This is a genomic window from Pseudoflavonifractor sp. An176 (assembly GCF_002160435.1).
GTDB lineage: Bacteria > Bacillota > Clostridia > Oscillospirales > Oscillospiraceae > Enterenecus > Enterenecus faecium.
Genome location: NZ_NFKO01000004.1, coordinates 103,358 through 129,164 on the forward strand (window position 1 = coordinate 103,358; position 25,807 = coordinate 129,164).

General features: G+C 55.2%; 21 protein-coding genes. 5 read left to right on the plus strand and 16 right to left on the minus strand.

The genetic code is table 11. From position 1 onward, the window contains the following. Positions 1 to 221: 221 nt before the first annotated feature. A complete protein-coding gene (locus B5F12_RS03965) occupies positions 222 to 4,133 on the minus strand; it encodes a LamG-like jellyroll fold domain-containing protein (protein ID WP_087230633.1) in 3,912 nt (1,303 codons plus the stop codon). Positions 4,134 to 4,533: 400 nt separating this feature from the next. Between B5F12_RS03965 and B5F12_RS03970 the strand changes: the two genes are divergently transcribed. The 3 genes from B5F12_RS03970 (at position 4,534) to B5F12_RS03980 (ending at position 7,774) form a co-directional block, all read left to right on the plus strand. After that, positions 4,534 to 5,889, plus strand: coding sequence for a GNAT family N-acetyltransferase (locus B5F12_RS03970; protein WP_242954881.1), 1,356 nt, complete (start codon positions 4,534 to 4,536; stop codon positions 5,887 to 5,889). A gap of 179 nt (positions 5,890 to 6,068) precedes the next feature. Then, entirely contained in the window at positions 6,069 to 6,530 is a 462-nt protein-coding gene (locus B5F12_RS03975; protein WP_087230636.1) for an RNA polymerase sigma factor, read from the plus strand. Positions 6,531 to 6,544: 14 nt separating this feature from the next. After that, positions 6,545 to 7,774, plus strand: a complete 1,230-nt coding sequence (locus B5F12_RS03980) for a hypothetical protein (protein WP_087230639.1) — start codon at positions 6,545 to 6,547, stop codon at positions 7,772 to 7,774. 97 nt (positions 7,775 to 7,871) lie between these two features. Here the strand turns inward: B5F12_RS03980 and B5F12_RS03985 are convergent, their stop codons facing one another. The 9 genes from B5F12_RS03985 to B5F12_RS04025 form a co-directional block, all read right to left on the minus strand. Then, positions 7,872 to 8,285: a hypothetical protein gene (locus B5F12_RS03985; RefSeq protein ID WP_087230642.1), complete on the minus strand. Its 414-nt coding sequence runs from the start codon at positions 8,283 to 8,285 to the stop codon at positions 7,872 to 7,874. Positions 8,286 to 8,728: 443 nt separating this feature from the next. Next, a complete protein-coding gene (locus B5F12_RS03990; protein WP_087230645.1) occupies positions 8,729 to 10,489 on the minus strand; it encodes an HK97 family phage prohead protease in 1,761 nt (586 codons plus the stop codon). A gap of 410 nt (positions 10,490 to 10,899) precedes the next feature. Continuing rightward, positions 10,900 to 11,181 carry a cysteine-rich KTR domain-containing protein gene (locus B5F12_RS03995; RefSeq protein WP_087230648.1) on the minus strand — a complete coding sequence of 94 codons (282 nt, stop codon included), beginning with the start codon at positions 11,179 to 11,181 and terminating at the stop codon, positions 10,900 to 10,902. Between the two features lie 143 nt (positions 11,182 to 11,324). Beyond that, positions 11,325 to 12,092 (minus strand): hypothetical protein, encoded by a 768-nt coding sequence (locus B5F12_RS04000; RefSeq protein ID WP_143482320.1) that lies wholly within the window; start codon positions 12,090 to 12,092, stop codon positions 11,325 to 11,327. Then, positions 11,995 to 12,570, minus strand: coding sequence for a hypothetical protein (locus B5F12_RS11840; protein WP_087230653.1), 576 nt, complete (start codon positions 12,568 to 12,570; stop codon positions 11,995 to 11,997). Before B5F12_RS11840 ends, B5F12_RS04000 begins: the two co-directional genes overlap by 98 nt. Positions 12,571 to 12,643: 73 nt before the next feature. Continuing rightward, positions 12,644 to 12,862 (minus strand): hypothetical protein, encoded by a 219-nt coding sequence (locus B5F12_RS04010; protein ID WP_087230656.1) that lies wholly within the window; start codon positions 12,860 to 12,862, stop codon positions 12,644 to 12,646. Between the two features lie 49 nt (positions 12,863 to 12,911). Next, positions 12,912 to 13,145, minus strand: a complete 234-nt coding sequence (locus B5F12_RS04015; protein WP_087230659.1) for a hypothetical protein — start codon at positions 13,143 to 13,145, stop codon at positions 12,912 to 12,914. Continuing rightward, positions 13,142 to 13,393: a hypothetical protein gene (locus B5F12_RS04020; RefSeq protein ID WP_087230662.1), complete on the minus strand. Its 252-nt coding sequence runs from the start codon at positions 13,391 to 13,393 to the stop codon at positions 13,142 to 13,144. Before B5F12_RS04020 ends, B5F12_RS04015 begins: the two co-directional genes overlap by 4 nt. 37 nt (positions 13,394 to 13,430) lie before the next feature. Then, positions 13,431 to 13,652 carry a hypothetical protein gene (locus tag B5F12_RS04025; RefSeq protein WP_087230665.1) on the minus strand — a complete coding sequence of 74 codons (222 nt, stop codon included), beginning with the start codon at positions 13,650 to 13,652 and terminating at the stop codon, positions 13,431 to 13,433. A gap of 177 nt (positions 13,653 to 13,829) precedes the next feature. Here B5F12_RS04025 and B5F12_RS04030 point away from each other — a divergent pair, with 177 nt between their 5' ends. Both B5F12_RS04030 and B5F12_RS04035 read left to right on the plus strand, forming a co-directional pair. Further along, on the plus strand, positions 13,830 to 14,357 hold the full coding sequence (locus B5F12_RS04030; protein WP_158096739.1) for a helix-turn-helix domain-containing protein: 528 nt from the start codon (positions 13,830 to 13,832) through the stop codon (positions 14,355 to 14,357). A 117-nt stretch (positions 14,358 to 14,474) separates the two neighbouring features. Then, the gene (locus B5F12_RS04035) at positions 14,475 to 15,683 is read left to right on the plus strand and encodes a site-specific integrase (RefSeq protein WP_087230670.1); all 1,209 of its coding nucleotides are present in this window, start codon (positions 14,475 to 14,477) and stop codon (positions 15,681 to 15,683) included. Between the two features lie 433 nt (positions 15,684 to 16,116). Here B5F12_RS04035 and B5F12_RS04040 read toward each other — a convergent pair whose 3' ends face one another. From B5F12_RS04040 to B5F12_RS04065, 6 genes are all read right to left on the minus strand, one after another. Continuing rightward, the gene (locus tag B5F12_RS04040) at positions 16,117 to 16,818 is read right to left on the minus strand and encodes a hypothetical protein (protein ID WP_143482321.1); all 702 of its coding nucleotides are present in this window, start codon (positions 16,816 to 16,818) and stop codon (positions 16,117 to 16,119) included. 234 nt (positions 16,819 to 17,052) lie between these two features. Continuing rightward, positions 17,053 to 17,577, minus strand: a complete 525-nt coding sequence (locus tag B5F12_RS04045) for a hypothetical protein (RefSeq protein ID WP_143482322.1) — start codon at positions 17,575 to 17,577, stop codon at positions 17,053 to 17,055. Positions 17,578 to 17,717: 140 nt separating this feature from the next. Further along, complete coding sequence (locus B5F12_RS04050; RefSeq protein WP_087230679.1) at positions 17,718 to 19,931, minus strand: HD domain-containing protein; 2,214 nt, start codon at positions 19,929 to 19,931, stop codon at positions 17,718 to 17,720. Positions 19,932 to 19,956: 25 nt separating this feature from the next. After that, on the minus strand, positions 19,957 to 22,722 hold the full coding sequence (locus B5F12_RS04055; RefSeq protein WP_158096740.1) for an ATP-binding protein: 2,766 nt from the start codon (positions 22,720 to 22,722) through the stop codon (positions 19,957 to 19,959). A 94-nt stretch (positions 22,723 to 22,816) separates the two neighbouring features. Beyond that, positions 22,817 to 24,637, minus strand: coding sequence for a vWA domain-containing protein (locus tag B5F12_RS04060; protein ID WP_087230685.1), 1,821 nt, complete (start codon positions 24,635 to 24,637; stop codon positions 22,817 to 22,819). Positions 24,638 to 24,737: 100 nt separating this feature from the next. Next, positions 24,738 to 25,796, minus strand: coding sequence for a hypothetical protein (locus B5F12_RS04065; protein WP_087230689.1), 1,059 nt, complete (start codon positions 25,794 to 25,796; stop codon positions 24,738 to 24,740). Between the last annotated feature and the right edge of the window lie 11 nt (positions 25,797 to 25,807).

Here is a 25,807-nt window from a genome sequence, read left to right on the forward strand (position 1 = left end):
TGCATTCATTGATGCCCTGCGGGAGAAGCTCTTTCGAGCCCCTCTTTTTGGAACAATTATGTTATAACACCGTCAATTGGCACTGTCAAGGCGAGAGTACTAATGTTTACATGTTATGTGATGTTTGTTCATAAAATATGCGATTTCTCCCGGTGGGCTCACCGCACTCTCCCATTCGCTCAAAAAAGCACGGCCAGCTGGCCGTGCTTTTTCGTTCGGAATTAGCTGCGGCGCTTACGGCTCACATAGGCCACACCCGCCAGCAGGCTCACCGAACCCAGGAGCGTGGCCACGTACACCATCATCTGGGCGGGGTCGCCAGTCTGAGGTACACGGTCGGGCTTCTGGGTAGCCTGGGGCTTGTCGGTGGCCTCAGGCTCCTGAGACGTTTCGGGCTGATCCGAGGGCTGTGTCTCCCCCTGGGCAGTGAGGCCTTCCATGGCGCTCTGGAGCGCAGCCACAGCGGCGTCCACCGTCTTCTGGTCCTCCTCGGACAGAGTGGCGTCGGCCATCACCGCCTGGGCATTGGCCAGAGCCGAGCGGAAGGTGGCCACGGACTGGGCGGTGTAGCCGGTGAGGTCCATGCCCTCAGCCTTACCGATGAGGCCTTCCAGGATGTCCTTGTTGGCCTTGAAACGCTGGGCCAAAATGGCGTCCAGCAGGGCGTCGGTGGCGTTGTCCACGTCCTCCTGCATGGCGTCGCCGCTGGCGGCCACGTTCTTGGCCGCTGCCAAAGCGTCCACCAGCTGCTGCCAGTTGGTCTCCACGTACTTGTCGGCCTGGTCCATCATGGCCTCAGCGCGCTGGATGACCAGGTTGAGCATGGTCTTGTCGCCCTGAGTCAGGCCCAGCCCCCAAATCCCATTGAGCAGGTTGTCCCAAGCGGTATTCACCTGGTCCTGCGTGGCGTTCTTATCTTCCATTACGGCCTTGGCCTCAGTGAGAGCCTTCTCAAAGGCAGCCTTGGCGGAGTCGGTGACACCAATGGTGTCCAGACCCTCGGCGTAAGCGATGGTCTTCTCCAGCAGGGTCTTGTTCACCTCGCTGGGCTCAGGCGCCTCCACCAGGGCCTCCATGGCCTGGGTCAGAGCCATCACCGCAGCGTCCACCTCCGCCTGAGTGGCCTGGGCATTGTCCAGCACCGCCTGAGCCGCTTCCATGGCCTTCTCCACCCCTGCAAAGCTGTCGGCGGTGTAGTCCTCAGCCTGGAGGGCACGGGCCTGGGCCAAGGTCTGCTCCAGCTGGGTCTTGTCCACCACCTGGGCAGGCACCTTCACCACCGCAAAGGCGTGGGCGGGAAGGTTGACCACCGGCACACTGCCCAGCTCCACAGTCTCGGTTTCCACGTGTACCTTGTCCGGGTCCTCCGGGGTGTTCTCGTCTGCAATGCCATCGGTGGCCAGGTACTGGACCTCCACCGACCGCCCAGCCAGGTCCATGCCCGGAATCTCCAGCTGAATGTTGTAGTCGTTGAGGCGATCCACGTTCACCATGGCCAGATAGACATTGCCCTGGTCATCCTTGCTGGCCAGTACCGACACCGCTGTGACGTTGTTCTGGGTCTTGGGGGAGTCCATCTGGGTGCTAACCACATGGTCGCCAAATCCGGAATTGAGCATTTGGAACACATGGGCAGAGGGGGTGGAGAAGTAGGTAAACTCACCCTCTCCGGTGGTGGTACTCGCTCCCTCCTGGGGCACCACCTGAATTACCGCCTGCTGGGTGGGGCCCAGGGAGTCGGCCTCATCCTGATACCAGTCGGACAGGCAATGCTTCTGGATGTAGGGGCTGCCTAGATTCACATATTCCATCATTACCTTGGCAATGTACAGGGCATGGGTCTGGGAGCGCACCTGGGACTCGGTGTTGTAGTGGATGCCAAACTCGCTGACCACGGGCACCTTGCCCTCGGGCAGCTTGGAGGCGAAATTCTTCACCGGGTTGACACCGCTGCCCTCGGTCTTGAGCATGGCGTTGTCATAGAACTCCTCGGGGGTGCTGCCGCTCACGGTGCCGGAATAGGGGTGGACCACTACGCCATCATACAGGTCGTTGTAGCCACCTGCGGCCATCTTGTTGACAAAGCCCTCGGTCTCATAGCCTGCGTAGACAAAAATCTCCTGGTCGGTGCCGCTGAGGTGGTTGATCTCGTCCATGGTATCCCGCATGGCCTGGGATACGTCCACGAAACCGTCCCGGTCCACGCTGTAGGTGGCGTAGATGTTCTGTCCCTTGGGGGGAATCTTGCCGTGCACGCCGTCACCGAACTGGATGGAGCCGTTGGCGTAGTTGACCACACAGTGGGTGTCCTCAGGCCCGGAACTCTCCAGGCTGTCCACCACGGTCCACTCTGCCGGGTTGTCGTCCGGCCCCACAAAGACCCGGACACCGTCGTTGACCGCCCGGAAGTCGGGGTCATCCACAATTTTCCCATCCTCACCCATGATTCCGGGGTTCAGATTGGCATAGCGCAGGAAGCGCACCAAGTTGGCGCTGCCGTCGGACCGAGAGGCCACCTTGTTCCAGTCCTCCTCGTCCACGGTGTACCGCTTGTTGATGTTGGCCACGCCGCCGTTGATGTAAGCGTTTTCACGGCCGCCGTCCACATACAGAGTCCAGTAGCCCTGGGAATAGACGCCATCATCTCTCTGGGCATCGGGGCCCAGGTGCATCTCGTTGCCGATTTCAAAATAGCGTACGTTGTAGGGTTCCACATGGCCATTGGCCGCCCGGACATCCGCCCAGGCAATGCCGCCGTTGGGGTTGGTGCCCACCTCGGCATTCATATACTCCACCAGGTCGGCGGCGTCCTGCGCACTGCCACGGCCCAGGCTGTAGACATAGATCATCTCAGAGCCCATTTCATCGGCAAAATCTGCGGCCTCGCCCAAGCCAAAATTGGGGGCGATGCCGGTCTGATTGCCGCTGTTATACAGGCCATGGATCTGATTTTTCCGGCTCTCCTTGTCTCCCAGGGTGGTTCTCCAGTTGAACAGGTTGGAGATGGTGCCGCCGGGGTAGCGGATGGAGCCGAAGCCCGCCTGCTGATACAGCGCAGCGAACTCCTCGTTCATCTTCATGGTCTCGGAATCAAAGGTACCGTAACCATTGTAGGAGTAGCGGTGATTGATGCCAAAGATGCTGTCAGCATCAATGTCCCGCTGGATGTCGTCCAGATTCACCGTCAGTTTCAGGGGCATGGCGGCCCGATAGTTGGCAATGGCCTCCTCCAGGGCGGCACAGGCCGCCTTCATCTGGGCCAAGTCTGCGGTGAGGTCCGCCCCGTCCAACGCCTGTTTCAGGGCCACCGCCACGGCATCATCCTGGTTCAGGCTGCCGCTGTCATACAGGGTCTGACCCTGGGTCACCAGCTCCTGGAGCTGCTGACGGCACAGCTGGGTCCCCTTGTCGGCGTACACCGCCCAGGCCTCCTCATCGGTGAGTACCCGGTTGTAGACGTAGAACTCGTCCACATCCCCCCGCATGGGGTGGGGATTCTTGTTCCCCGCCGTCTTGTGGGCACCCAAACGCAGGGTCAGCACCTGATCAATGGCGTTGTCCGTCAGGGCCTGCTGGCTGTCCAGCTCCCCGTTGATGTAGAACTTTACCTGGCGGCTGTTCTGGTCAATGGTAATGGTAATGTGCTCCCAGCCCCCCTTGACCACGGTGCGTTGGGAGACCACATCGGTGCCGTTGACGTAGGTATGGTACTTGCCATCCCCCCGCAGCGTCAGCACAGACCGCCCGCTCCCCTCATGCTGGAGCATCACCGTGGAGGCGGCGCTGTCGTCCCCGGTGATGGTGGTGTCATAGCGGTACCACATGGAGAAGGAGGTGGCTCCCGCTCCCGTATTGATGTAGTCCTCCAGCTTCATAAAGTTGTCCACCCCTGCGCCGAACCGCAACACCTGCCCAAATACCGGGTTGCCGCTGTCCGTCAACTGGACGCCGTCCCCCTGTAAGGTGGCCGTGGTGCGATCCCCTTGGTCACTGACCAGAGAGTCAAAGCTCCAGTGGTCTTTGAGTCCCTGGGTAGGGTACCCGGACTGGGCATGGGCGCGGAGCCCATAGGGCAGCAGCAGCCCACAAATCAGGGCAGCCGCCACCACAGAACGAACCTTTCTTCTCCTCATACAATTTCCCTCTCCTTTTCCTTTTTATGCAAGAATGCTAAAATGGCAAGGTTTTTTCAGCTCCTTTTAAGCTGATTCATTTAATCTTATCATACCCCTCTGGCAATGTCAAAATGTATCGTCTCTCAGGAATGCGTACCGAGCATCCAATCTGCCATTGACTTTTCCACACGCCCGGCGTATCATGTGCAAAACTTCCAGGAGGTGTGACAATGCTGCGCTGCTCTGTGAACCGCATGAATATGCCTCAGTCCGATATGCCCCATGGCATCGGGCTTGCATTGTCATACTCTTTTTCCCAATAACCCCCCGAAACACCGTTGAGAGAAGAGACGCAGTGCAAGCTAGCCCTCACAAAGGGCGCTTGCACTGCTTTTATTTTATGGAAAGGACTGATTCTATGCCCACCCACCGAGGAACCCAGACCGTCGAGACCCCCCGGCTCATGCTCCGCCGGGCCACCGTAGACGACGCCCAAGCCATGTTTGACCACTGGGCCTCTGACCCCCAGGTGACCCGCTATCTCATGTGGCCGGCCCACACCAGCACAGACATCACCCGTCAGGTGCTCCAGAGTTGGGTGAATGGCTACCAGCAGGACAACTTCTACCAGTGGCTCATGGTACACAAGGACCTGGGTCAGCCCATCGGGAGCATCAGCGGCATGAATCCCAACGACCAGCTCTCCAGCGTAGAAGTGGCCTATTGCATCGGGCGACCCTGGTGGCACCAGGGCCTTACCACCGAGGCGCTGCAAGGGGTGTTGGGCTACCTGTTTGAAACCTGTGATTTCCACCGCATCACCGCCAAACATGACACCAACAATCCCCATTCCGGTGGTGTCATGAAAAAATGCGGCATGACCTGTGAGGGCACCTCCCGGGAATCGGACTACAACAGCCAGGGCATTTGCGACACCGTCCACTATGCCATCTTAAAACGCCAATGGAACCGCCCCAAGGACTTCACGGAGGGCCTTGTATACGAAAACGACACCCAACTGGTGCAAGACCTGTACCGCCGCTTGGATGAAAGCCGCCGCCTCACCCGCTCCCAGGCGGCCCGGGTGGAGTTTCTCACCACCGTGCGCTACATAGAGCGCTATCTCACTCCGGGGGCCAAGATTCTGGATATCGGAGCCGGGGCTGGAGAATATAGCCTGTATTTCGCCCGAAAGGGCTACCAGGTGTCCGCTCTGGAGCTGTCTGAGGCCAACATTGCCGCTTTCCGGGCCAAACTGACCCCTGATGACACCATTGACCTGGCGCAGGGCAACGCCCTGGACCTCAGCCGCTACCCGGACCATTCCTTTGACATTGTGCTTCTCTTCGGCCCCCTGTACCACTTGCACAGCCAGGCCGATAAACTGCGCTGCATCCAAGAGGCCAAACGGGTGTGCAAACCGGACGGGACGCTGTTTTTCGCCTTCATTGCCAACGACATGGTCATCCTCACCATGTTCCACGAGGAGCCGGACTACTTCGTCCACGGGGCCTACGACAAGGAGACCTTCCGCTGTGACGACTTCCCCTTTGTCTTCCACACGGTGGACGCCTGCCGGGAGCTGCTGCGGGAGGGCGGCGTGAAGGTGCTCCATGAGGTGGCCTCGGACGGGATCAGTGAGTTGCTCCAGGAGAAGATCAACGCCATGGACGAGGCGAGCTACGCCCAGTATCTCTGGTATCACTTCTACACCTGCGAGAAGCCGGAGCACCTGGGGGCTTCCAACCACCTGCTCTTTGTGGGTCAGGCATAACGGGCATGGAAACGGCCTACCGTTTATGTTATCATGCGAGAAAAATTGCATTTGCACAGACCATATTCGCCCCGGTGCCCATATGTGTGCCGGGGCGGACTGCGCCATAAATTTTTCTTTTTGGTTGCAACACTTTCCCCTCCCCATCCGTTATCCAAGCAGAAAGGGGGCGAACTTCATTGTGGGAAGATTTATACGAAGGGTATCAAACCGAATTGCTGGCCTACGGCACACGCATGACCGGCAGCAAGGAATTGGCGGAAGATTTGGTACAGGAGACCTTTATCAAAGCTCTGATCCACGCCAGTACAGTGACCGATTTATCGCCCAGTCAACAGCGGGCATGGCTCTATCGGACCTTCAAAAACCTATTCTTTGACCGCTGCCGTCGGGCCGTTCTGGAGCAGGAGTATCTGCACAGCGTCCAACTCCCCCTGTGGGAGCCATCCGGCATCCCCGAGGTGGAGACCGCCATGCTGCTCCAGAGCGTCGCCCCACAGGACCGAACCATCTTTCAGCTGCGCTATTTCGACGGCTACACCGCCCAGGAGATTTCCCAGATGTTGAACATCCCCCCGGGCACCGTCCGGTCCAAACTGTCCCGGTGTCGGAAGTACCTGAAACAACAACTACAACCATAGAGGAGGAATGGAACATGGCTAAGAACCTGATTGTCAACTGCGCCACCTGTGACGCCAGAACCATGCAGGAGGAGAACTACGCCCACTACGAGACCATTGTCATCAACAGCGCCGCCTTGCTCACCAGCCCCGAGGGAAAAGCGGTGATGAGCAAGCTGCCCGTTACCCTGAACTGTGCCAACGTGTTGGAGGTGGCAAGAGACGTGCATCTGCGGGCCATCAATGGCAAGCACGAGATTCACGACAGTGACGCCGTCTCTCCCGCTCCCTTTTACCTGGTGGTCAATGGGGTGCTCACCATCCACCCCCACACCCAGAAGCAGCTGGAGCACTGCGTGGGCATCACGGTCAACGGCACCCTCACCTGCCCGGAGAGCATGTATGCCACCCTGGCCGATGTCAGCGTCAACGGCGCTACCACCTGCTACCCCGACGGGGCCATCGTCCTCAAGCGCAACGCCGTCATCGACAAGGTGTTCGCCCTCCGGGCCAAGAACAGCCTGTACTGGTCTGCCCGGCGGATGATTATGGTGGACCCCCAGCTGGATGGCGCTGTCTTGCGCAGCAAGGGCGCCTCCTTCCGCTCCAAAGAGGTGATTGTGGCCCAGTCCAAGGCGGAGGAGCTGGTGGACCTGATTGACGAGCAGGCCCAGCTCATCCTGGTCCCTGACCACACCGCCGTGGTGCTGGATGATATCACCTTGGATACGTCCACCGTGGGGCGCTACGGCAAGAAGCTGTACGTCATTGGCGATGTGACCGTGCCCCAGCAGAACGCCGCCTTGGAGGGGCTGGAGTACCTGAACGTCCAGGGCGATATCAAAGTGCCCCAGGAGCACAAGGACCAGCTTCTCTCCGTTTTGACCGAGGTGTCCGGGGCCGTGAATGTGACCCAGCCCAGAGGGACCGTGGTGGAGGACAAGCCCTATGTGAAGATTACCAAGTGGATGTTGGAACAGCAGCCCAAGGGCATTCTGGTCAGCGACTGCGCCTTCGTCCACATCGCCGACGACATTCCCCGGGAGTGGATCACGGAGCGGCTGCACATTGAGGACTGCGCCGTGGTGCAGTGCTGCGAGGAGCTGGAGGACGCCGTGGCCATGGTCTGTGAAGAGTGTGCCCAAGTGGGACACGCTGACCGCGTGGACGGCGGCGGCATCGGCGACACCATCAAAGCCGCCCTGGGCGGTATCAAGGGGGCGCTGGACACCAAAGTCATCAACGCCACCCAGTACGTGCTGTAAGGCACACGCAACCAAATCCCCCTGGTGTGAACATCACACCAGGGGGATTTCTTCTGTCTGTTTGTCTTTTCCCGGGCGTCTGGGCCCGGCTGGGGTTTTATGCTCTGGACTTCTTGATGCCGATCATGTACAACACCGGCAGCAGCAGGGCAAACACCATCACAATCACGCCCGTGGAAACACCGGCAGCCACGCCGAGGCCCGCAGAGCCGCCCATTACGCCCACCAAGGTGGTGACCAACAGGATACTTAGCAGCCCGTTGATGACAGCCAGCACGATGAGGACAATGGCCAGGGTCTTGCACACATCCAGGTTGTCCTTATTCTGGACACCCAGAATGCCAGCGGCCAATTCCAGAGCGGCAGCAGCCAGGGCAAACACGGAGGTACCGATGCCGATGCCCCCATAGGCTGCGTTCTCTGTGAACTTACCCAGAGAGGAGAGCAAGCTCAGGGCACCAAAGATGATAAAAAGAATGCTGATGACTTTGAGAAGCGAGCTTTTTTGCATAACTTGTTCCCTCTTTCTCTACACCGAATCGGTGTTTTCTCTGGTGTCATTATACCGGCATTCCCACAAAAACACAACGGTATTGCCATAGAATTACGTTTTTCTTAAGAAACCGCCTCTTTCCCTTATCCGGTGCGCGAAATCGTTTCATGGCAAACAAAAAACCCCGGAACGTTTGTTCCGAGGTTTCTCGTGGAGCTGCTAGGCAGATTCGAACTGCCGACCTCATCCTTACCAAATATTTTTGGCGGTTTTTCGCCTCTGGCAGTCTTTCGCTGCCTTTCGTCTGTAACCGTTGGGGCCGTAGGCGTTCCCGGTTTCCCCGTTCACCTCCTTCTGCTGCCTTGCGTTCCCTTTTGTGTACGTTTTTTACTGGGCCGTCTGGGTTTTGTCTGGTTTTTTCCTCGCCCGCTCCGGCTGTGACCTCATATCTTTTCTTGCCCTCAGCCCTTGTACATCTTCACGAAAGAGCCGACCTCAGCCGCAGCACCCGCAACGGCACGCACACCCGCCATCTCGGTGTTGGTCTCGTTGTTCGTCCACATGACCAGGCTGGGAGCCGCTGCGTAGTTCAGGTGTACCCGCTGCCCGTTGCCGAAGTAAACCACGTTGGCGGGCACCTGGGCGTCCAGGCGAATACCATAGCCCAGCGGGGCCTGCTGCTCAATGGGCTTGGAGGGGTCAAGAATGGGCTTCTTGTTGCTGTCCACCATACCCAGCATCCAGGTGAAATAGGTGGAAGGTGCCATATACCACTTGGCCCCCTCGATGTAGTCAGCACCCAGCAGCCCCGCCAGCTTCACCAGTTCGGCAAAGGTGGGGTCGGTGTCTGCCACGTTCACGGCGGTGGTATCGTCCGAATAGGACAGGGCCGCCACGGCATCCAGGCACACCCCGTCCATCTTCTTGGTCATGGAACCCAGAAGGGTCTGCTGCACAATGGCCTCAAAGGAGGCAGCGGACACGCTCATACCCACCTGGGAATATCCGGTGTTATAGGCATACTCGGAGTGGGTAATGGTCAGCTTGCCAGGCACAAATCCGCCGTTGGTGATCTCCTGGTTTTCGGTGTGCTTCTCCACCACTTGCAGCCCTGCCACGGGAATGGTCAGGTTTCCAGCGTGGGCAATGTTGGTCACAGAGGCATCCATCAGGAACGCCCCGGGGGCCTTCTCCAGGACATAGCTGTCCAGGACAGTGCTGGGAATCACGTTGCTCATGGTGCTGGTGCTGCCCGCTGCCCGCTTCTCCATATAGTTGTCGTAAATGGTACGAATATTCATCTCTTCCACGTTGTTTTTCCTCCTTAAACATCCAAATTCTTCAAAAGTACGAATGACACGACCGCCGCCCGCTGACATTTCATCCATTATTTTTTGCTGCTTATTCCTGGCTTCTTTGAACTGATTTTCCAGGGCAGTGTACTGTTCAAACATCTCTTTTGCCGCCCGAACGTCACTTCCCTGGTCTGCGGCCCACTTTCTGCGCAATAGCAGCATTTCCCGGCGAATTGGCCCATAAGGGTACTCCGTTCTTGCAGGGCCGAAAGCGTGGCTTCTTTTTCTTTCCTCGGCCAGCTCCCATGTGGGGTAACTCTCCGGCTCTTCGTCCGGCTCCACATAGGCCCCCATGCGCCGCTCTACATCGGCCCAAATGGCCCGGCACTCAGCACGCCGGAACTCCACCCGCTCCGGCTCTGCCAGGGCCTCAAAGCGGCTGCGTGCGCTCACCTGGGTCTGCTCATAGGCGGGCCAGGTGACAAGGCTCACGTCAAACAGACGGGCAATGTGCTTCACGGTGCGGGTACGGGTGGTACTGTCCCAGCTGTCCCCCTCCGGGGCCACTGTAAAGGCAAACGACATCTTGTCAATCAGCCCGTTCTTGACCTCCTGGTAAAAGCTGCGGGCCTCGTCTGATAGGGTCATATCGGCATCCACCCGCAGCCCGTGTGCATCCACAGACAGCCGCAGGGAGCCGCCACGGGTGCGGGCCAGGGCGTGGCCCTGGTGGTCAAATCTAAGTACCACATCGGACATATCAGCCCCGTCCAGGGCGTGCCTGTCAATGACTTCCCCGTATTCCAGCCCGGTTTCCGGGTCTTTGTACAACACCGTCCGGCTGTCAAAGACTACGGCATACCCGTGTATCGTTCCGTCCTGGCCCGCTTCCCAGCTGCCAGAGCGATATTCTGCGTTTTTGTTCATCCAATCACCTACTTTTGGTTTTGGTGCGCTCTCAGACCCTCCCGGCCCGCTGCATCCTCCCGGATGAAGCGGGGACAGCGCACTTGTGATCTATGTAAAACGCCCGTGGGCGGTTTACGCTTTTGGTTTTCCTGTAACCGAGTGGGTTTTCCGGGTTGTGTCCAACTTGGACACAATTTCCCCCGGTTTTCTCCGGGAATGGGCCGCCCTGGGCGAACCACCCCCCCTCCCGTATCACGCCCGCTGCAATTTAAGTCCACCCCATCGGTCCTCCAGGCAGGGGGTAGCCCTGCCCAGCATGGGGGGGAGTGGCAAGTCGTAGACTTGCTGTGCGCATACGCACGCACGCAAGGCCCAGCTGCATCCTTCCCCGCAATATGCCTTTGAAACAGCGAAAAAACACCGTGTTTTTACGTCTCTACCGCTGGGTTTTGCCCCGAAACTGCCCCGGAAATGGCCCAGTTTCGGGCGGTTTTTACCAGCTTGACCCGTGGGAAACCGTGCCCATCCTTGCCCCGTGGCTCGATGTCTACAAGGCTCTCGTGCTTGCATTTGCGGCAATACAGGGTCAGAGCCTTGGCCTGGGTCTCCCCGTTCAGCTTCAGCAGCCTACCCTTCCGGCACACCGGGCACATCACCCACACAATCCCCGCCACGGCGTGACAGGTTAACTCTTCCGGCAATCTGTTCATGGCTTGTCCTCCTGGTTGTATTTCCCTCGCACGCCCGCACGGGCGAAGCGTTCGCCTCTGCTACCAGTGTACCCGGTGCGGGTGGTGCTTTCAATGGGCCGGGGCCTCTTTCTACATCCCCTGCCCTAAAGATATATACTGCTTCAAGTCAGATATAGAGGCCCCGGCTTGTCCTCTATGCCCGCCCTCTGGCTGCGGACTTGCTGCCGTCTCCAGGGCGGCATCCGGTACTTTATGTAGCTATAACTGCCGTACTCGGTCATACGCTCTTCCCGCTCCAGCACGGTGCAGTCCGTGGGAGCAGCCAGGGCCGTATCGTCTGGCACAAAGCACGTTTCCACTATGGGCTTCTCCAGGTTGCGGCTTCGTGTCCACATCTGGGCACCCACCGGGCGGCCCTCCACGCTCTCCTTGGTCATGTATCGGGCCAGTTCCTCATAATCTCTGGCCCCCACATATTCCAGGTCTACCATGTCCCCATAGGGCCACAGGCTTCGAATGGTCTCAATGTCCCGCTCCGTGGCGTTGATCACCAGGTGGTGGTGCAGCCGCCCCTCCCCGTGCTTGCCCTCGGTGGTATACACATACTTCAATTCCTGGCCCCTGGGCTTGCGATAGGCCCGCAGCTGCTTGATGAACTTGCGCACGTTTTTGACTGCATCAGCCCGTTTTGCTGGAAGGTCTGCATCCCGGTATGTCAGGGTCACAAAGAGGTCTTGCCCCTCGAAGTTTGCCGCCAGCAGCATTTCCAGCCGCCCCCGGGCGGTCTTGTCATTCATGGCCTTTTGGGCTGCGCTGGTCATGCGGGACTTTTCAGCCCTGGCCCGCTCCCCGTCTCTCGGCTCCGGGGCCGTGTATAGAATTGTCTTGACGATACTGCCCGCAATGATGGTCTTTTTCCGCTTTGCCATTCTTCCCTTCCCTTTCTGGTCTCACCAGGCCCCGGGAATGCCACGTGTGCTTTCCAAACTCCCGCACATGTCCTTGTTTCAGAGCCTCCCACATCATCAGCCTTGCCAGGGCCTCCAGGCCCTCCCTGGGCACGGTCTCCACCTTTGGGTCTCCATACCCCCAATACCCCGCAATAAAGGCCGCAGAGGTCACAGGCAGGGCAGTAACGACCCGGTGTATTGGGTACCTGTCCCCCTTCTCATTCCAGCCCATAGCGCATATATGTGGGAATGCCCCACCCAGCCTGACATTTGCCCGCCTTCTCCACGCTACAAACTGGTCTTTTGCCCGCAGCTTTCCAGGGGCCGGATACTCCCGCCAGTAGTCCAGGGTAATCACACAGGCCCCCTCTGGGAAGTTGGCTTCCAGCAGCCCCACAAGGGTCTTGTAGGACAGATTTATGTTATAGCGTTGCCACTCCTCTTTCGTTCTCGGCATATATGCCCCTCCTTGTGACAGAGCGCAGGGCCAGGGGACACACCCCCACCCTGCGCTCTATTCCGTGTTGTCGTTAGCCCGCTGCCTGGGTCTGCTTGGGCTTGTCCTCCATCCAGTTCACATCCAAGACGGGGATATACCCGCCGCCCTTGGTACGCAGCACACCCTTGACGGGAATCAGTACGCCCCCCAATTCCTTGTAGGGCTTGCCGTCCTTCACAACCACGCCGGGCACATCTTCCACCAGGACACACGCCTGGGCTTCCTGGGTGTTAACAACTCGTTTTTCCATTTGACATTCTCCTTCTGCCCCGGTAAAATAGGGGCGTGAAATCTACTTTTCAACAGGTGGGTTTCTTATCCGCCGCTCTGGTGTTGCAGCACCGGGGCGGTTTTCTTTTGCCCTTCCGGGCGTGATTGGGTATCTCCCAGTGTGCCAGCTTGCCCAGCAGCCACGCCAGGGCAAGGCCCCCGCACAACAGCCACCAGCCACCAGGCAGGGCCGCTATTCCCTCGGCACACACCGCCAGGCCCAGTATCAGGGCCAGGGCGGTACACTCACACGCCGCCCTCATGCTCTGGCCCTCCGCTTCGCTGCGTCCCGGATGTCCGTTACCTTGCTGCTCTGGGTGGGCGGCTCCTGGGCCTCCGTGGCCCCCAGGGAGCGCAGCAGGGCGGGGACATTGATGTAATACGTCCCGCCGCTCTTGACATGGGGGATAGAGCCATCCCAGCAGCCCCGGCGCAGGAAGTACATGGACAGGCCCGTGGACTTGCTGGCCTCCGGGATTTTCTGAAAGGGTACTTGCTTCTCTTTTGCCATATTGCATCCTCCTTTTGTGTCCAAGTTGGACACATTTTCACCTTACTTCAATGCCTTTTTCCCTTCTGTCTCTATCAATGCCCAGCAGAAGGGAATAGAAATCTCCCACATACAGGGCCACCCTGCGGCCCACCTTCACGGCACAGCCGGTGCGCTTCATCATGATCAGGGCCGTGTTATCGCAGCAGCCCAGGGCCTCCGCTACGTCCTCCTTGTAGACCACGGCCCGCCCGTTGTAGGTTTCCACTTTCTTTTCCATAGGCTACTCCTTTCTTGTAGCAACAATTAGCAATAATTTTGCTTGCTTACTACTTTCCTTGTTGACATCATTGTATTACTAGTAATATTGCTTGTCAAGCATTATTTTTGCTTTTATGCAATTATGTTGCTTTCTATCAATATTGTTGCTATAATGCATTTGGAGGTGTGCTGTTCTATGGATACCAATTCCCTTTCTTCTAACATCCGCTCTGCTCGACAGCGTGCAAACCTTTCCCAGGCAGAGTTGGCAAAACTGCTTTCTAAATCACAAACTACGGTAGCTGCATGGGAAACTGGTCGTTCTCAGCCTGATGCATCCACTATCATCCGTTTGTGTGAGATTTTGAACATCAGTTCAGACCAGCTTCTTGGCCTGTCTGCCCCCGGATATGAGAATGTTTCTGCTTCACAGCATGAAATATTGCGTGCTCTCAAATGGTTACTCGTTTTCTCTGATATGGGCCTTATCGTTCCGAACATTCAATCAGATGAAAACTCAGAGTGGCTTCAAGAAGCAGAGTTAAAAGAACCATTAAACAAACTAATTTTGATTCATTATCAGATGAAAGAACTCAAACAGTTGGCTACTTCTGACCCCGAAAGTTTTTCTGATGATTTCGGTGATACTATCGATGAAGCACACAGAAGAGTGCTGTCGAACATTTCTCAAACGATTGCAAAGATGTATAAATCACAAAGATAAAAAACCGCCCCGGTGCTACCAACACCGGGACGGTTGACGCAAAACAGCCGATACGCTAATATAGGCCCTGTTTGCCCTTGTATTATACCATACAGGGCCGGGAAAGGAAATGATTTTATGCCATCCACCCGGAAAATGACCAACAAAGCCGGACAGACCTTCTATGAGATACGAGTGAGCCGGGGCCGGGGTACCGCCCCCCTCTCCACCCGCTGGTACCCCCCAGAGGGGTGGAGCCAGCGGGCCATTGACCGGGAACTTGCCAAAGTAGCCGCTGAATATGAGCGGCAATGCAAGGCCGGGGAAGTGATCAGCCGGGCAGAGAAAAAAGAGCGGGCACTCTTGGAGAAACAGGAGGCCGCAAAAATCCAGACCTTGCAGCAATATGGGGAACGGGTGTTTATGCCCGCCAAATCCATTTCCATCTCAGAGAACAGCCGCAGCAGCTTCCAAGGCTTTCTTGACCACTGGATATATCCCGCCCTGGGTGAATTGAAGTTGCCGGACATCACCGCCGCCAACATCACCGCCCTGCTGCTCTCCATGCAGTCCCAGGGCAAGGCCCACGCCACAGTGATCAAGTGCTATACCGTCCTGAACAGCCTGTTCAAAATGGCCTATCTGTCCGACACCATCCCCAAGAACCCCATGGACAAGGTAGAACGCCCCAAACCTCGCAAGGATGAAGCACGCAAGGACGATGTGGAGGCGTACACCGTGGAGGAGGTGCGGCACATCCTGGCCAGCCTGGACAAGGAGCCGCTGAAATGGCGTGCCCTGGTGCGGCTGCTCATTGACACGGGCATCCGGCGGGGGGAGTGCTGCGGCCTGAAATGGGATTGCCTGAACTTCAAGGACAACACCATCACCATCCAATGGAACCTCTGTTATACCCCCGCAAAGGGCGTGTACCTGGACACCCCCAAGAATGGGCGGGCACGCACCATTGACGTTGAACCGGACATTATGGCCCTGCTGCGCTCCCTCCGGCTGGAACAGGCCAGCCACGCCATCAGTGCCTTTGTATTCACCCAGGACAACAGCCCCGAACCCATGCACCCCCAAAGCCCCACCCGCTACCTGAAAGGATTTTCAAAGCGTTACGGGGTGCCAGACCTCCACCCCCACAAGCTGCGGCACACCTTCGCCAGCATTGCCATCACCAGCGGGGCCGACATTGCCAGCGTGTCGGAGAAGCTGGGCCACAGTGACAAGGCGGTTACGCTGCGGATGTACACCCACGCCGACCAAGAGAGCATCAAGCGGGCCAGTCAGATTTTCCGGGACGCACTCAAAACAGATATGAAAAAAGCCGGGCAGGGTTGACCTGTCCGGCTTGGTTTTTTGGCCCCGTCTGGGTTTTTGTCTGGTTTTTTCTGGCGGCTGCTGAACTTCCAGAAATAAGAAAAACCCTAGAACCGTTGCGGCTCTAGGGTTTCGCTTGGAGCTGCTAGGCAGATTCGAACTGCCGACCTCATCCTTACCAAGCGAAAAGAAAACTTTTTTCTAATCATTTCGCCTTCTTTCCCGCAGTTTCTGCTCCAGTCTGATTGCTTTCCGTCACTTTCCAGCCATGGGGTGTCCATATATTCCACGCCGGTCTGTGGCTGGGTGTGTGGTCAAGCCATATCAACTCAAAGAATCATACGCACCCTCTGCTTTACGTTTTGCTGCTCATAACGGAATTGAATTTTAGTACACTGATATCAAAGAAAGCTAGACTCCATATGTGTAGCAACTACATCGCATCGCTCCTCTTTTAGGTGCTGAACTTCTCCGCTTTTAATATTCCGTCTTCCACAAGCCAATCCATACGCAACTTTGGAAGGTCACCATGTGCTTTAATGTATTCATTTCCTACTCCATACGCAGCATGAGGATTATCTTCAAATGCTTTTGGGGAGATGCGGTGAAAAAACTCATCATACACATAATAACTGTAATAGGTTTCAGCTCCAAAACCGTCCTCATCGGGTGGTTCATAGCCGGTCTCCATTCCTAAAACGATTACCCGTTCCTTGGACAGTCCTGCCAACATATATGTTTCGTCCATACTGGGCAAATTATCGAACCCGATTTCGCTTAAGGACACAGCATGATATCTTCCGTTAAACCACGACGTTCTCTTCCCCGGAATGAAATTCTCAATGGGAAGAAATGTGTTGGAAGCCCGCTGCGGATTACAACGAAGAAGTTCTCTCGCCTCCTCGTTTCCGTACAAAACTGCCCGTACAAGCCACATATTTGCAAACTCTGTATCACAACATTTTGACATTTCGAGCATGGCCTGGCTATCACCGCTTCGGCAACGTTCCAGCAATGTTGCCCTGTCCCATTCTGTTCTCATCGTCTCCCCCTCTATCTTTCGAACCACTTGTTTGCTCCCAGAACCATGCATATTACTATACCTTTTCCCTGCTACATCCATGTTGTCAACTTTTTTACCTGCTTCTTCTTTCATATTTATGACCATAGATAAACGAGCTTATAACTGAGCACATAATTACAGAAATACGATGTGTTTTCGCTGCACTGATCATCTTGTATCCATCCACCTCTTCTTTCATCATGAACGGCGACCACATTAACGTTGCCCCCCGTCTTATGGATACCCACGACATAATCGTATGTCCACAAACGCACAGGCATCTCGCCACTCTAATTCGTAAAATATTCTCTATCCTGGTCCATTGCCCTACATTTTCAAAATTTCCTTTACCGGCCCGTAACATACCACCTGGTCACTGAAGGCATCGTAGCATATGAAACTACGCAGCGCCTTGTTGAATCCATAAAACATTCCGGTCGTTCCCGCTGGCAGCGGCTGAACGTAGCGTGAGAACTGCATAGATTCCCCTATCGCCGCCATCAGTCCCTGTGAAAATGCTGGCAGAGCCAGCGCCCGTGCAGACAGTTGAGACAGCGGGTCTGTCAAGTGCAGCCGCACTCCAGGCTGCCATACCCGCAAGTCCGGCCGCACATGGGTGCGTGGAGGGGAGAACGCCAACATTTCCTGCCGCAGCATCTCACAATGCCCCACTCCCACCGCAGTATCGCACACGGCAACAATCCGCCCCGAGGGCAGCTTTGCCCGTATTAAAATTTCATCATTTTCTAGTTCCAGCTCTGCAACATCGGCATCACTCATGAAGATGGCAAAGGGAATTTCCCCCATACCCGGTGGAATACAGTATCCGTTGTCCTCCTCCAGCTCCGCCATGGGACGCCCCCTCAGCCAGCAATGTCGAAATTCTGTCCGCCGCCATAACTGGTGTAAATGGGAAAGCATCCGGAACCGGTCTCCGCCACAGTCCTCCAGCAAAATTATTTGCACATCACTCATACTTCTCTCATCCTTTCTCACAGCGTAATTCGGCACCCCTTTTCTGCGCCAATTCCGCGGCGATAGTTGCTGAAACTGCGCTTCGAAGCACGTTCCAACACTACAATCTGTTGAATCCCACCCGCCAGTTCCGGCATTCGGCATTCGGCCATACGCTCCCGCAAAATTTCCACTGTGGTATGTGGTGCCTTGCAAGCGTCTTTTACCCGGTATTCAATTTCAAGTTGCCGCGTTTCCGAATCGTAGCGCACCTGCCCCCGGTCTACATTACTTTCCCCGATGTAAAACTGTTTGCTAATATTCCAGCTGATACGATTCTGCTCCGGATTGGTAAATAGTCGGCTTTCAACTCGATCTGCTACAGCACCGGAGGCCGGTTTTGTAAAGTGAACATCCACTGCACTGAGTTCCGATTTTATCACGTCAAATCGCTTATTACCTGCAATTTTTTGCTCCCGCTCCGCCCAATCAGGCTCATTTAGCTCAATCACTTTCCCTGAATGGGTGGTGGGAAAATGCCGGGCCGGGCGCTGAGCATCGGCCAACCTCAGTATGGCCGTTTCGTATTGCAGGCGGGTATACGCCTGTGAATTGGTGATTATAAAATTGCCCTTCTCATCCAACTTCCCCAGGAAAGACGGGTCAAAATTCAAACCTTTGTCTTGGGCCATTTTTGTTAGGCATTGTACAGCAACCTCAAACTCCTTGCGTACAAAGGCCTCCTTGTCCGTCACCTCCCAAGTGGGGCGCTGCTTTAAATCCAACACCGGTCGTCCTTGCGCATCTGTGACTTGTCGTGCAAACGCTTGGGGATTTACCGAGATACCGGTTGCCTGGCAGCGCTGCATAAAATCCGTCATATACCGGCTATATGTCTCCGCTGTGTCTCCCACCTTTACCCCGGAATTGCTCTTGCTGTGTAGATAGGCAAGCGCTGCCACCTCATTGGGATTGACCCCCTGTTGTTGCAGCACACCCACATCCTCCAACACATGTAGAGCCGATTGGGCCGGATGATTGCTGCGAATTACTTCGCCAAACTCCTTGATTTTCGCTCCGCCGAGAGTCAGTTCCTGCTTGGCTTCATAAGCAGCACACTGCCGGCTATAGTCTTCCACACTTTTCAGCCCTCCGTCCATACCAGTATCGTGGTACAGTGCCGCCACCAACAGAACCTCCAAGTTGATGTCCGCCTCACTTCCCAGCTCTATGCCCCGGCTCTGGGCAAATTGCCGGAATGCCTCGGCATATTCCAGAACATTGGTGGCCACTTCCTTGATATGTTCAGGTCCATGGTCCGTATATTTATCCAAAACAGGGTCCCTTTTGCTAATCTCCTGGGACAACTCATACCGAGGTGCGGTGAGTTCATTTATCTGCTCGACCATGCGCTGTATTTCCATCTGCCGAGAGACCTCTTTCCCAAATGCCTGCTGGATTGCAAGCTCCAGTTCTTCCTGGCTTTGTTGCTTCTGCCGTGCATACTGCTCTGCACGAGGAATTTCACGCAAAGCCTTCCCCGTGCTGCCCAGTTCCCCACGGGAGTGGTCCTCTCCGCTTCCTCCACCAGGCCCTCTGCCAGACGCTTCCTTGGTCTCTGACCGGATTCCCTCTTGAGTCTGCTCTTGGGCCTTCTCCTGGATGCCCTCTTTGGCCTCTTCTTCGGTCTCTTCTTCAGTTTCTTCCTGGGCCCCCTCTTCGGTTTCTTCCTGAGTCTCCTCTTCGGTCTCTTCCTGGGCCCCCTCTTCGGTCTCTTCCTGGGCCCCCTCTTCGGTCTCTTCCTGGGTCCCCTCTTCGGTCTCTTCCTGGGCCCCCTCTTCGGTCTCTTCCTGAGTCCCCTCTTCGGTCTCTTCCTGGGTCCCCTCTTGGGTCTCTTCCTGGGTCCCCTCTTGGGTTTCTTCCTGGGTGCCCTCTTCGGTTTCTTCCTGGGTGCCCTCTACGATCTCTTCCTGAGTCTCCTCTTTGGTTTCCTCCTGGATCATTCCCTGGACATCTTCACATATAAATGCCTCAACACTATCCCAATCCTCGCTCAATCCTTCAGACCCTTTGCCTTCTAGATTGCTCGCTCCACCATTCTCCAGCACTTCTCCAAATCCTTCCACGCTGTCGAAACTCAGGCTTCCATCCAGATCATCCGTGCCCTCTCCAGATGCACCGACTTCCCCTCCAGAAGAAACCTCTCCTGATCCCAAATCGCCGCCAATATCTCCACCACTTAAATCAGCCATTCCGCATCCTCCTTTTCTCCGTCTTCTACCTCAAATACGCTTGCGACCACCACAGCTGATATTTCACCACCAGGGCATATCTGGCATCCCGTTCCATGGGCAACCGTTCTATGAGCTTAGCCGCCAGACAAAACTGCTGCTGCGGCTGCAGTTTCGTCCCCCAATGTACTTCTACCGTTTTCAAAAGTCGCTGTAAATACCCTAAGGTCAGCACTCTTGGCAACGGCACATTCTGTTCCTGTGCCTGCTCCACAGCCTTACGGACAAAGACATCTACCGGGTGCTGCTCCAGCACCCGATCCATTTCCGTTCTTGTCTGCTCCCGGCAGGAATGGAAATGCTGGCAAAATCTGCATAGATCATATTGAGTATAAGTTTCATAAGCCACTGCCAAGTCACAGCATACATTTTGCCTCACCCGCTCCAGAATCTGCTGGCGGTCTAGTTTGCTCTGCTCGATAACCAAGGGCATCGTTACCAATTTGGGTCTATTATCTCCCTCGGCAAATACCGCTGCACATCCTCTGCGTAAACTGCTCAGATATTCCATCTGTGCATCATTCATATTCATAGCCGCCCCTACCGCCCGTCGGTCCTCCTCCATGACTGTGCGGTGAATTACCTTGAGATTCGTGTTTTTCAACACGTCCGGTGCTAATTTGGTAGGTACCTGGTCACAAATCATTAGCCCCTGCCCATAAGAACGGATCTCAGCAAGCATATTGCAAAAAAACTCTACCGATTTTGCCCTGGAAGGGTTCCCCTCCCCCGGCTCCACTCGTTTCAGCAGGCGGTGGGCTTCCTCCACCACCAATAAGTGCTGAAAGTCCTTGCTGCTGGCCGGTACGCCTGCTCTGTCATCCGTTCGTCGCTCCAAGGACTGCCCCTTGCGGAACTCGTATAACTGCACCAGGAGTACACCAATCACAAAGGCCTTAGTATCATCATCGGCCAGATCCTCCAACTCTAGCACCACAGGTCTGTCCAGTAGTTTTCCAATGGGCAGACTGGACGGTGTGTCCAGCATCAGCCCTTTGCCGCCAATGCGCAAAGAGTTAATCCGCGCCTTGAGGGCAGCCTTCACATTGTTCTGAACCTCTACATGGTAACCCAGCCGGTTAGTCACCACCTCCACTTTATAGTATAAATCTGTCAGTGTAGGCCAATCGGTCCGACCGTAGCAATTAACCCCGCTGGTCACATCCCATCCACGGTCTTGGTATACCTCATACACAGAGCTTTCCAGCACATATGGCATGGGAGGCACCATCTCAAAGGCAGCATTGAAGGTGGATAACAGGTAGTCGATATGGGTCTGTAGTCCCACTCCAGGTGCCTTTTCAAACGGATTAATGCGATAGGGCACCCCGTTATCGTCCCCCATGGTAAATACACACAGCCCCGAGAAGGCCCCTGCGTCCGTAGCATCCAAATTCATTAACTCGTGATACTCTCTCTTGGCCGATTCAATCACTAAAAATGGTTTGTGATGCTGGGTCCAGAGAGTGCGTAGTATCGATTTGCTGGTATTGCTCTTTCCTCCGCCAGTAATTCCAATGACCAGCAAATGTCTGGTAAAGTCATTTAGTTCCAGCAGATATGGAATGTCCTGGAATCCCATACGACTTCGTCCCGCCTGGGTAATCTGTCCCAGCTCCACCCAGGTGGCGTCCTCCTTTCCTCCACGCCAGCAGCTGTCAAACTCCACATAGTCATCTACATAGTAACCCGGATATTCGTGCTGAGGCAAGCGACACAGCAGACTCAACTGCTGCCCGCTGAGGGTTGTCTGAAACTGGTGGTCATTCATAAAGAACTCCTGTTTTTCCTGGGGAATGGATACCGAAACAGGACTTTGCATTTCTTCTAAAACAAAATCGTCCATAAAAGCACATTCTGGGTAGATATATTTGTGAATATTTTGCATATTCAGACAAATAATTGGCTGACAAACCATTTCACTGGCCCCGTTGTAGCTGCCCTTCAGGATACCTTGCAGCCGCAGCGCCGCCACAGGGCGGTTTGCAGCATAATAGCAAACCGTTTCCCACAGCCCATCGGCTACAGCCTGGCGTAGCATGTCCCCCATTTTCTGCAGATTTCCCATGTAGTCCTGCACTTCGTAGTCCTCCTGGGAGAACCGGTTTTGCTGCTCCCCCTCCCGTTCAATGCGCTGATACAGGCTCAGGGTCCGCATTTGCTCCATCACTCGACGCAGAGCTCCGCTGGCCACCATGTTGGGCAACCGCTGAGCTATGACGAGAAAAGAAAACTCCTCCCCTGCCATTCCCCGACAAATATTATCCACTGGCAGCGGCATGGGCTGGTTGGTATGATCCCAGACCATCTCGCTGGGATTGCCCAACATGACACCACCCATTCGGCAAGGGGGCTGAATCTCACTCACTGCCAACGGCTCCTCGATCTGCACACCCGGCAAAAATCCCTGCAACGCCCCCATTAAGGTTCCGCAATCTCCCTGGGATGCCCCCAGATAAATCCGTACCCCAGCGGCATCCCCACATAGCAAAAATGCCATGAGGCTGTCCTGTGACACCATGGCAGCTGGCAGCTGTTGAAACAATCGAAGATATGCCTGAGGCGGCCGATTCTCCCAAAAACGAGTCACCCCCTGCACCCGCATAAAGCGCAACTGGGGCAGGCTGCGGCGACCGTCCTCCCTACTGGAGTAGGCCGTTTTCCCTTCCCATTCCGTTTGAAAGCGACGACACAACGCCGCATTTTGCTGGTAAAACGATCGTTGGTCCTTGTAATCTCCTCTTATTCCCATGCCACTCACCCTCTTTGCATCAATATTTCTGACCTTATACTTAAAATGCGTCGGCGCAACCCTGTTTCTCAGGGTGCGCCGCCGCATTTTTTCATTATCCCAGTAAAAAGCGGAATTCAATCGTGCCACCGCTGGGCAAAAGCAGGCTGACCTTTCCAGAGTCCTCAAAGGAGAAACTGTCAAACTGGTCATCGCCACTCATACCGGTGTCGATTTTCAACCTGCTATATACCGGCTGTTTTTCGTCACCAAAGCTCATCTCCCCGCTGAGCACCACATACTGCTGCCGATCAGGTGCCATCTCTCCACTGACCAACAATCCGTCAAGCTCTTCTGGAATCTCCTCAGCTTCGTGGAGATCCCGCAGCATTTTCCCCAGGCTCACCGCAGGTGCTCGCTTAGAATAATAGCTTCCAGGTGCAACATATTTTTCCCAGGTGTACATACCAGGTTGGCGATAATAGGTAACTTGGAGAGTCCCTCGCAGCTGGATATTCGCTCCTTTCCCAGATTGACGGCCCCGTAGTTTCAGTAACACAATGACTACAATAACTACAACCACCGCCACAACAATTATCAAGATCCACCACGGGAACCCCTTCTCTGGCGCATTGGAAACTGCGCTGTCCACTCCGGCACTACTTTGCTCGACGACCACCTTTACGGGATCACTAGTGCGCATAAAGGTCTTTCCACTTACCGTTACTGTAAGTTCATATTCGCCGTCATTGTCCGGAGCGGTCAGGTTCCCTTGGAACCCTGCGCTACCGGCCGTAAGCTGAACTGACTGACCGTTGAACTCTGCCACCGCCTGGAGCCGATCAAAAGCCAAATCGGTGTACTCTTCACTGCCCCGCATCAGCGTAGCCTGCACGGAAAAGCCATCGCCTGGAGAGAGTTCTGACGCAGACGGGGTGACCTGGACAAAGATCTCATTGTTCAGCGTAATTTGTCCCAGCACCGTTTGAGTATGCCCCTGGGAACTGCGCATATACAATGTATAGTTTCCACCTGTCGGCTCCAGCATTTTAATGACCGTATGTAAGCCATCTCCACCAGATGTTTTAAAAACGGCAATTCCATTTTCCTCATTGAGCGGAATCTCCTTGCCGTCAGGACCTTCCAACCGCAGCGTTAGGTCAGATGAGTGCCGCAGCTCCACGTTGCATTCAAAAATTCCGTCACTGAGCGCAAACGCCCAAGATTCCTCCTTTTCGCCCACCTCTTTCTCTGTGCTGTCATCATTGATGTAGCCGTACAGATTGTCCGAGATTTCATTGAGAATATCTTTAACTTGGTCGCCCGACTCCGCAAAATAAGCCTGGCCTCCGGTGTGTTCAGAAATACCACTGAGATATTGGGAAATGCTGCCCGAGCTGTTGATCCCAATAATGTAGACAGGAATGTCTGCCGCCAGCACCTCCAAAAGAGCCTCGTCACTGGCCTGCCGATCGGCATCCGTGGCAAAATCATTCTCACCATCTGACACCGCAATGACCACCTGGGGGTTATCCCGCTCGTCCAGCTGCTGTAGCTGGTCTACAGCGTATTTCAGCGCACTGGGCAGGTCTGTATAGTGGCCATTTTGGGTCAAACCATTTTGGGCATACCCAATGAGCTGGTCGATATCCGCTTTGCTGTTGACCTCCAGCATTGGCTGTTGAGTGAGAATTTTTGCAGCATAGGTAGCCATTCCCACCCGGCTGCCCACCGTGGGAATACTGCTGGCAAACTGCAACAACGCCGATGATGCAATGTGGTTGGGATCGTTGCTTTGCATGGATACGGTGTCATCCACCACCAGCATAACATCCAGTGCCACTGTCTTGGTCTCCTCCGCCAGCGCGGGCAATTGGCAGCCCAGCAGCACTACCACCGCCAGCAAACCGCCTATGATTTTTTTCCATCTGCTCATGTTTTTCTCTCCTCATGTATCTAGCTTGATATGCCGTCTGCCTGTACTGGCTCAAAGCCCTTGTACGGACATCATATACCGCCTCAAACCTGGCTGATTGCTACACCACTGCAAATACCATAATTAACAAAGTCACTCCTGCCGCAAAGTACCAAAACGGCTTGCGGATACCTTTCTCGGACAACGGCAAAAGAAAACGCTTGCGTTTCTCCCAGTTCGGGCAAATATGGGGGGGGGCCGCCTGAACTAGTTGCCGTATTCCATTCTCCCCTATATATGCCGATGAGGGATCTTTTTTCCCCAGACAGGCACCTTCTGTTTTCCGTAGCTCACATGCAGCGGCGTACAGCCGTTCTACCACTTGATCCAGTCCCCCTGCTTGGATTTTTTGCTTCATTCGATCCAGAAATTTGATTCGAGCCGTATTTTCCCGCTTGATCTCCTTAAACCATAACAAGCTTGCCACAAGACTGTAGTAGAATCGTTTGCATTTTACGAAAAAAAGTACCACCGCCCCCAATGCTCCCACGGGGATTGCTATAAAAGCTCCTTCAAGCAAATCATAGGCATCGGATATTCCATCTGGCATATATCCCCCCGTAAGGATGGGGAGCAGTAAAGCTACCAACAACAGGACAGCGCCAACCACACCCAGAGTAAAACACGCAATGCATAAAATGGTCCAAGCCCCCATATGGTTCTTTTTATACCATACTCTCTCTTCCATTGCGTCTTCCTGCAATTGTTTTGCCGCATAGGCTATTCTATTCTTGTCTCTTTCCAGCCGAAACTTCAGTTTTTTCTCAAACACCTTGCCATTGGCCCAGCTCTCCTCCGGTCCGCCATATGCCCGAATGGTGCGGCCAGTAATTTCGCACTTTGGTTCCCCTTCCAGAAACGCCCTCTGCCGCCTGCGTATCATGAGTATGAATTGACGCTCCATCTCTCGTCGAAACAATGGATACACAATATCCACCAGCACGTCGTCGGAAAACATACTTTTGAAGCGTTCCTGTAATTTTTCAGCCTCATCGGCGTTCTGGGTGCCATACATCCAGCTTCGAATCTGCCGGCGTAACAGTTGGGCTTCCGGGGTATGGAAGTCAAACCATTCCAGATGCTTTGCCACCCACATCACATAGTTGCTCGCTGTCGTCATCCTTCTCTCCC

Excerpts from the sequence above, each read along its gene's own strand:
- B5F12_RS03965 (WP_087230633.1), bottom strand. The coding sequence starts at position 4,133 with ATGAGGAGAAGAAAGGTTCGTTCTGTGGTGGCGGCTGCCCTGATTTGT.
- B5F12_RS03970 (WP_242954881.1), top strand. The coding sequence starts at position 4,534 with ATGCCCACCCACCGAGGAACCCAGACCGTCGAGACCCCCCGGCTCATG.
- B5F12_RS03980 (WP_087230639.1), top strand. The coding sequence starts at position 6,545 with ATGGCTAAGAACCTGATTGTCAACTGCGCCACCTGTGACGCCAGAACC.
- B5F12_RS03985 (WP_087230642.1), bottom strand. The coding sequence starts at position 8,285 with ATGCAAAAAAGCTCGCTTCTCAAAGTCATCAGCATTCTTTTTATCATC.
- B5F12_RS03990 (WP_087230645.1), bottom strand. The coding sequence starts at position 10,489 with ATGAACAAAAACGCAGAATATCGCTCTGGCAGCTGGGAAGCGGGCCAG.
- B5F12_RS03995 (WP_087230648.1), bottom strand. The coding sequence starts at position 11,181 with ATGAACAGATTGCCGGAAGAGTTAACCTGTCACGCCGTGGCGGGGATT.
- B5F12_RS04000 (WP_143482320.1), bottom strand. The coding sequence starts at position 12,092 with ATGGCAAAGCGGAAAAAGACCATCATTGCGGGCAGTATCGTCAAGACA.
- B5F12_RS11840 (WP_087230653.1), bottom strand. The coding sequence starts at position 12,570 with ATGCCGAGAACGAAAGAGGAGTGGCAACGCTATAACATAAATCTGTCC.
- B5F12_RS04010 (WP_087230656.1), bottom strand. The coding sequence starts at position 12,862 with ATGGAAAAACGAGTTGTTAACACCCAGGAAGCCCAGGCGTGTGTCCTG.
- B5F12_RS04015 (WP_087230659.1), bottom strand. The coding sequence starts at position 13,145 with ATGAGGGCGGCGTGTGAGTGTACCGCCCTGGCCCTGATACTGGGCCTG.
- B5F12_RS04020 (WP_087230662.1), bottom strand. The coding sequence starts at position 13,393 with ATGGCAAAAGAGAAGCAAGTACCCTTTCAGAAAATCCCGGAGGCCAGC.
- B5F12_RS04025 (WP_087230665.1), bottom strand. The coding sequence starts at position 13,652 with ATGGAAAAGAAAGTGGAAACCTACAACGGGCGGGCCGTGGTCTACAAG.
- B5F12_RS04030 (WP_158096739.1), top strand. The coding sequence starts at position 13,830 with ATGGATACCAATTCCCTTTCTTCTAACATCCGCTCTGCTCGACAGCGT.
- B5F12_RS04035 (WP_087230670.1), top strand. The coding sequence starts at position 14,475 with ATGCCATCCACCCGGAAAATGACCAACAAAGCCGGACAGACCTTCTAT.
- B5F12_RS04040 (WP_143482321.1), bottom strand. The coding sequence starts at position 16,818 with ATGAAAGAAGAAGCAGGTAAAAAAGTTGACAACATGGATGTAGCAGGG.
- B5F12_RS04045 (WP_143482322.1), bottom strand. The coding sequence starts at position 17,577 with ATGGCGGAGCTGGAGGAGGACAACGGATACTGTATTCCACCGGGTATG.
- B5F12_RS04050 (WP_087230679.1), bottom strand. The coding sequence starts at position 19,931 with ATGGCTGATTTAAGTGGTGGAGATATTGGCGGCGATTTGGGATCAGGA.
- B5F12_RS04055 (WP_158096740.1), bottom strand. The coding sequence starts at position 22,722 with ATGGGAATAAGAGGAGATTACAAGGACCAACGATCGTTTTACCAGCAA.
- B5F12_RS04060 (WP_087230685.1), bottom strand. The coding sequence starts at position 24,637 with ATGAGCAGATGGAAAAAAATCATAGGCGGTTTGCTGGCGGTGGTAGTG.
- B5F12_RS04065 (WP_087230689.1), bottom strand. The coding sequence starts at position 25,796 with ATGACGACAGCGAGCAACTATGTGATGTGGGTGGCAAAGCATCTGGAA.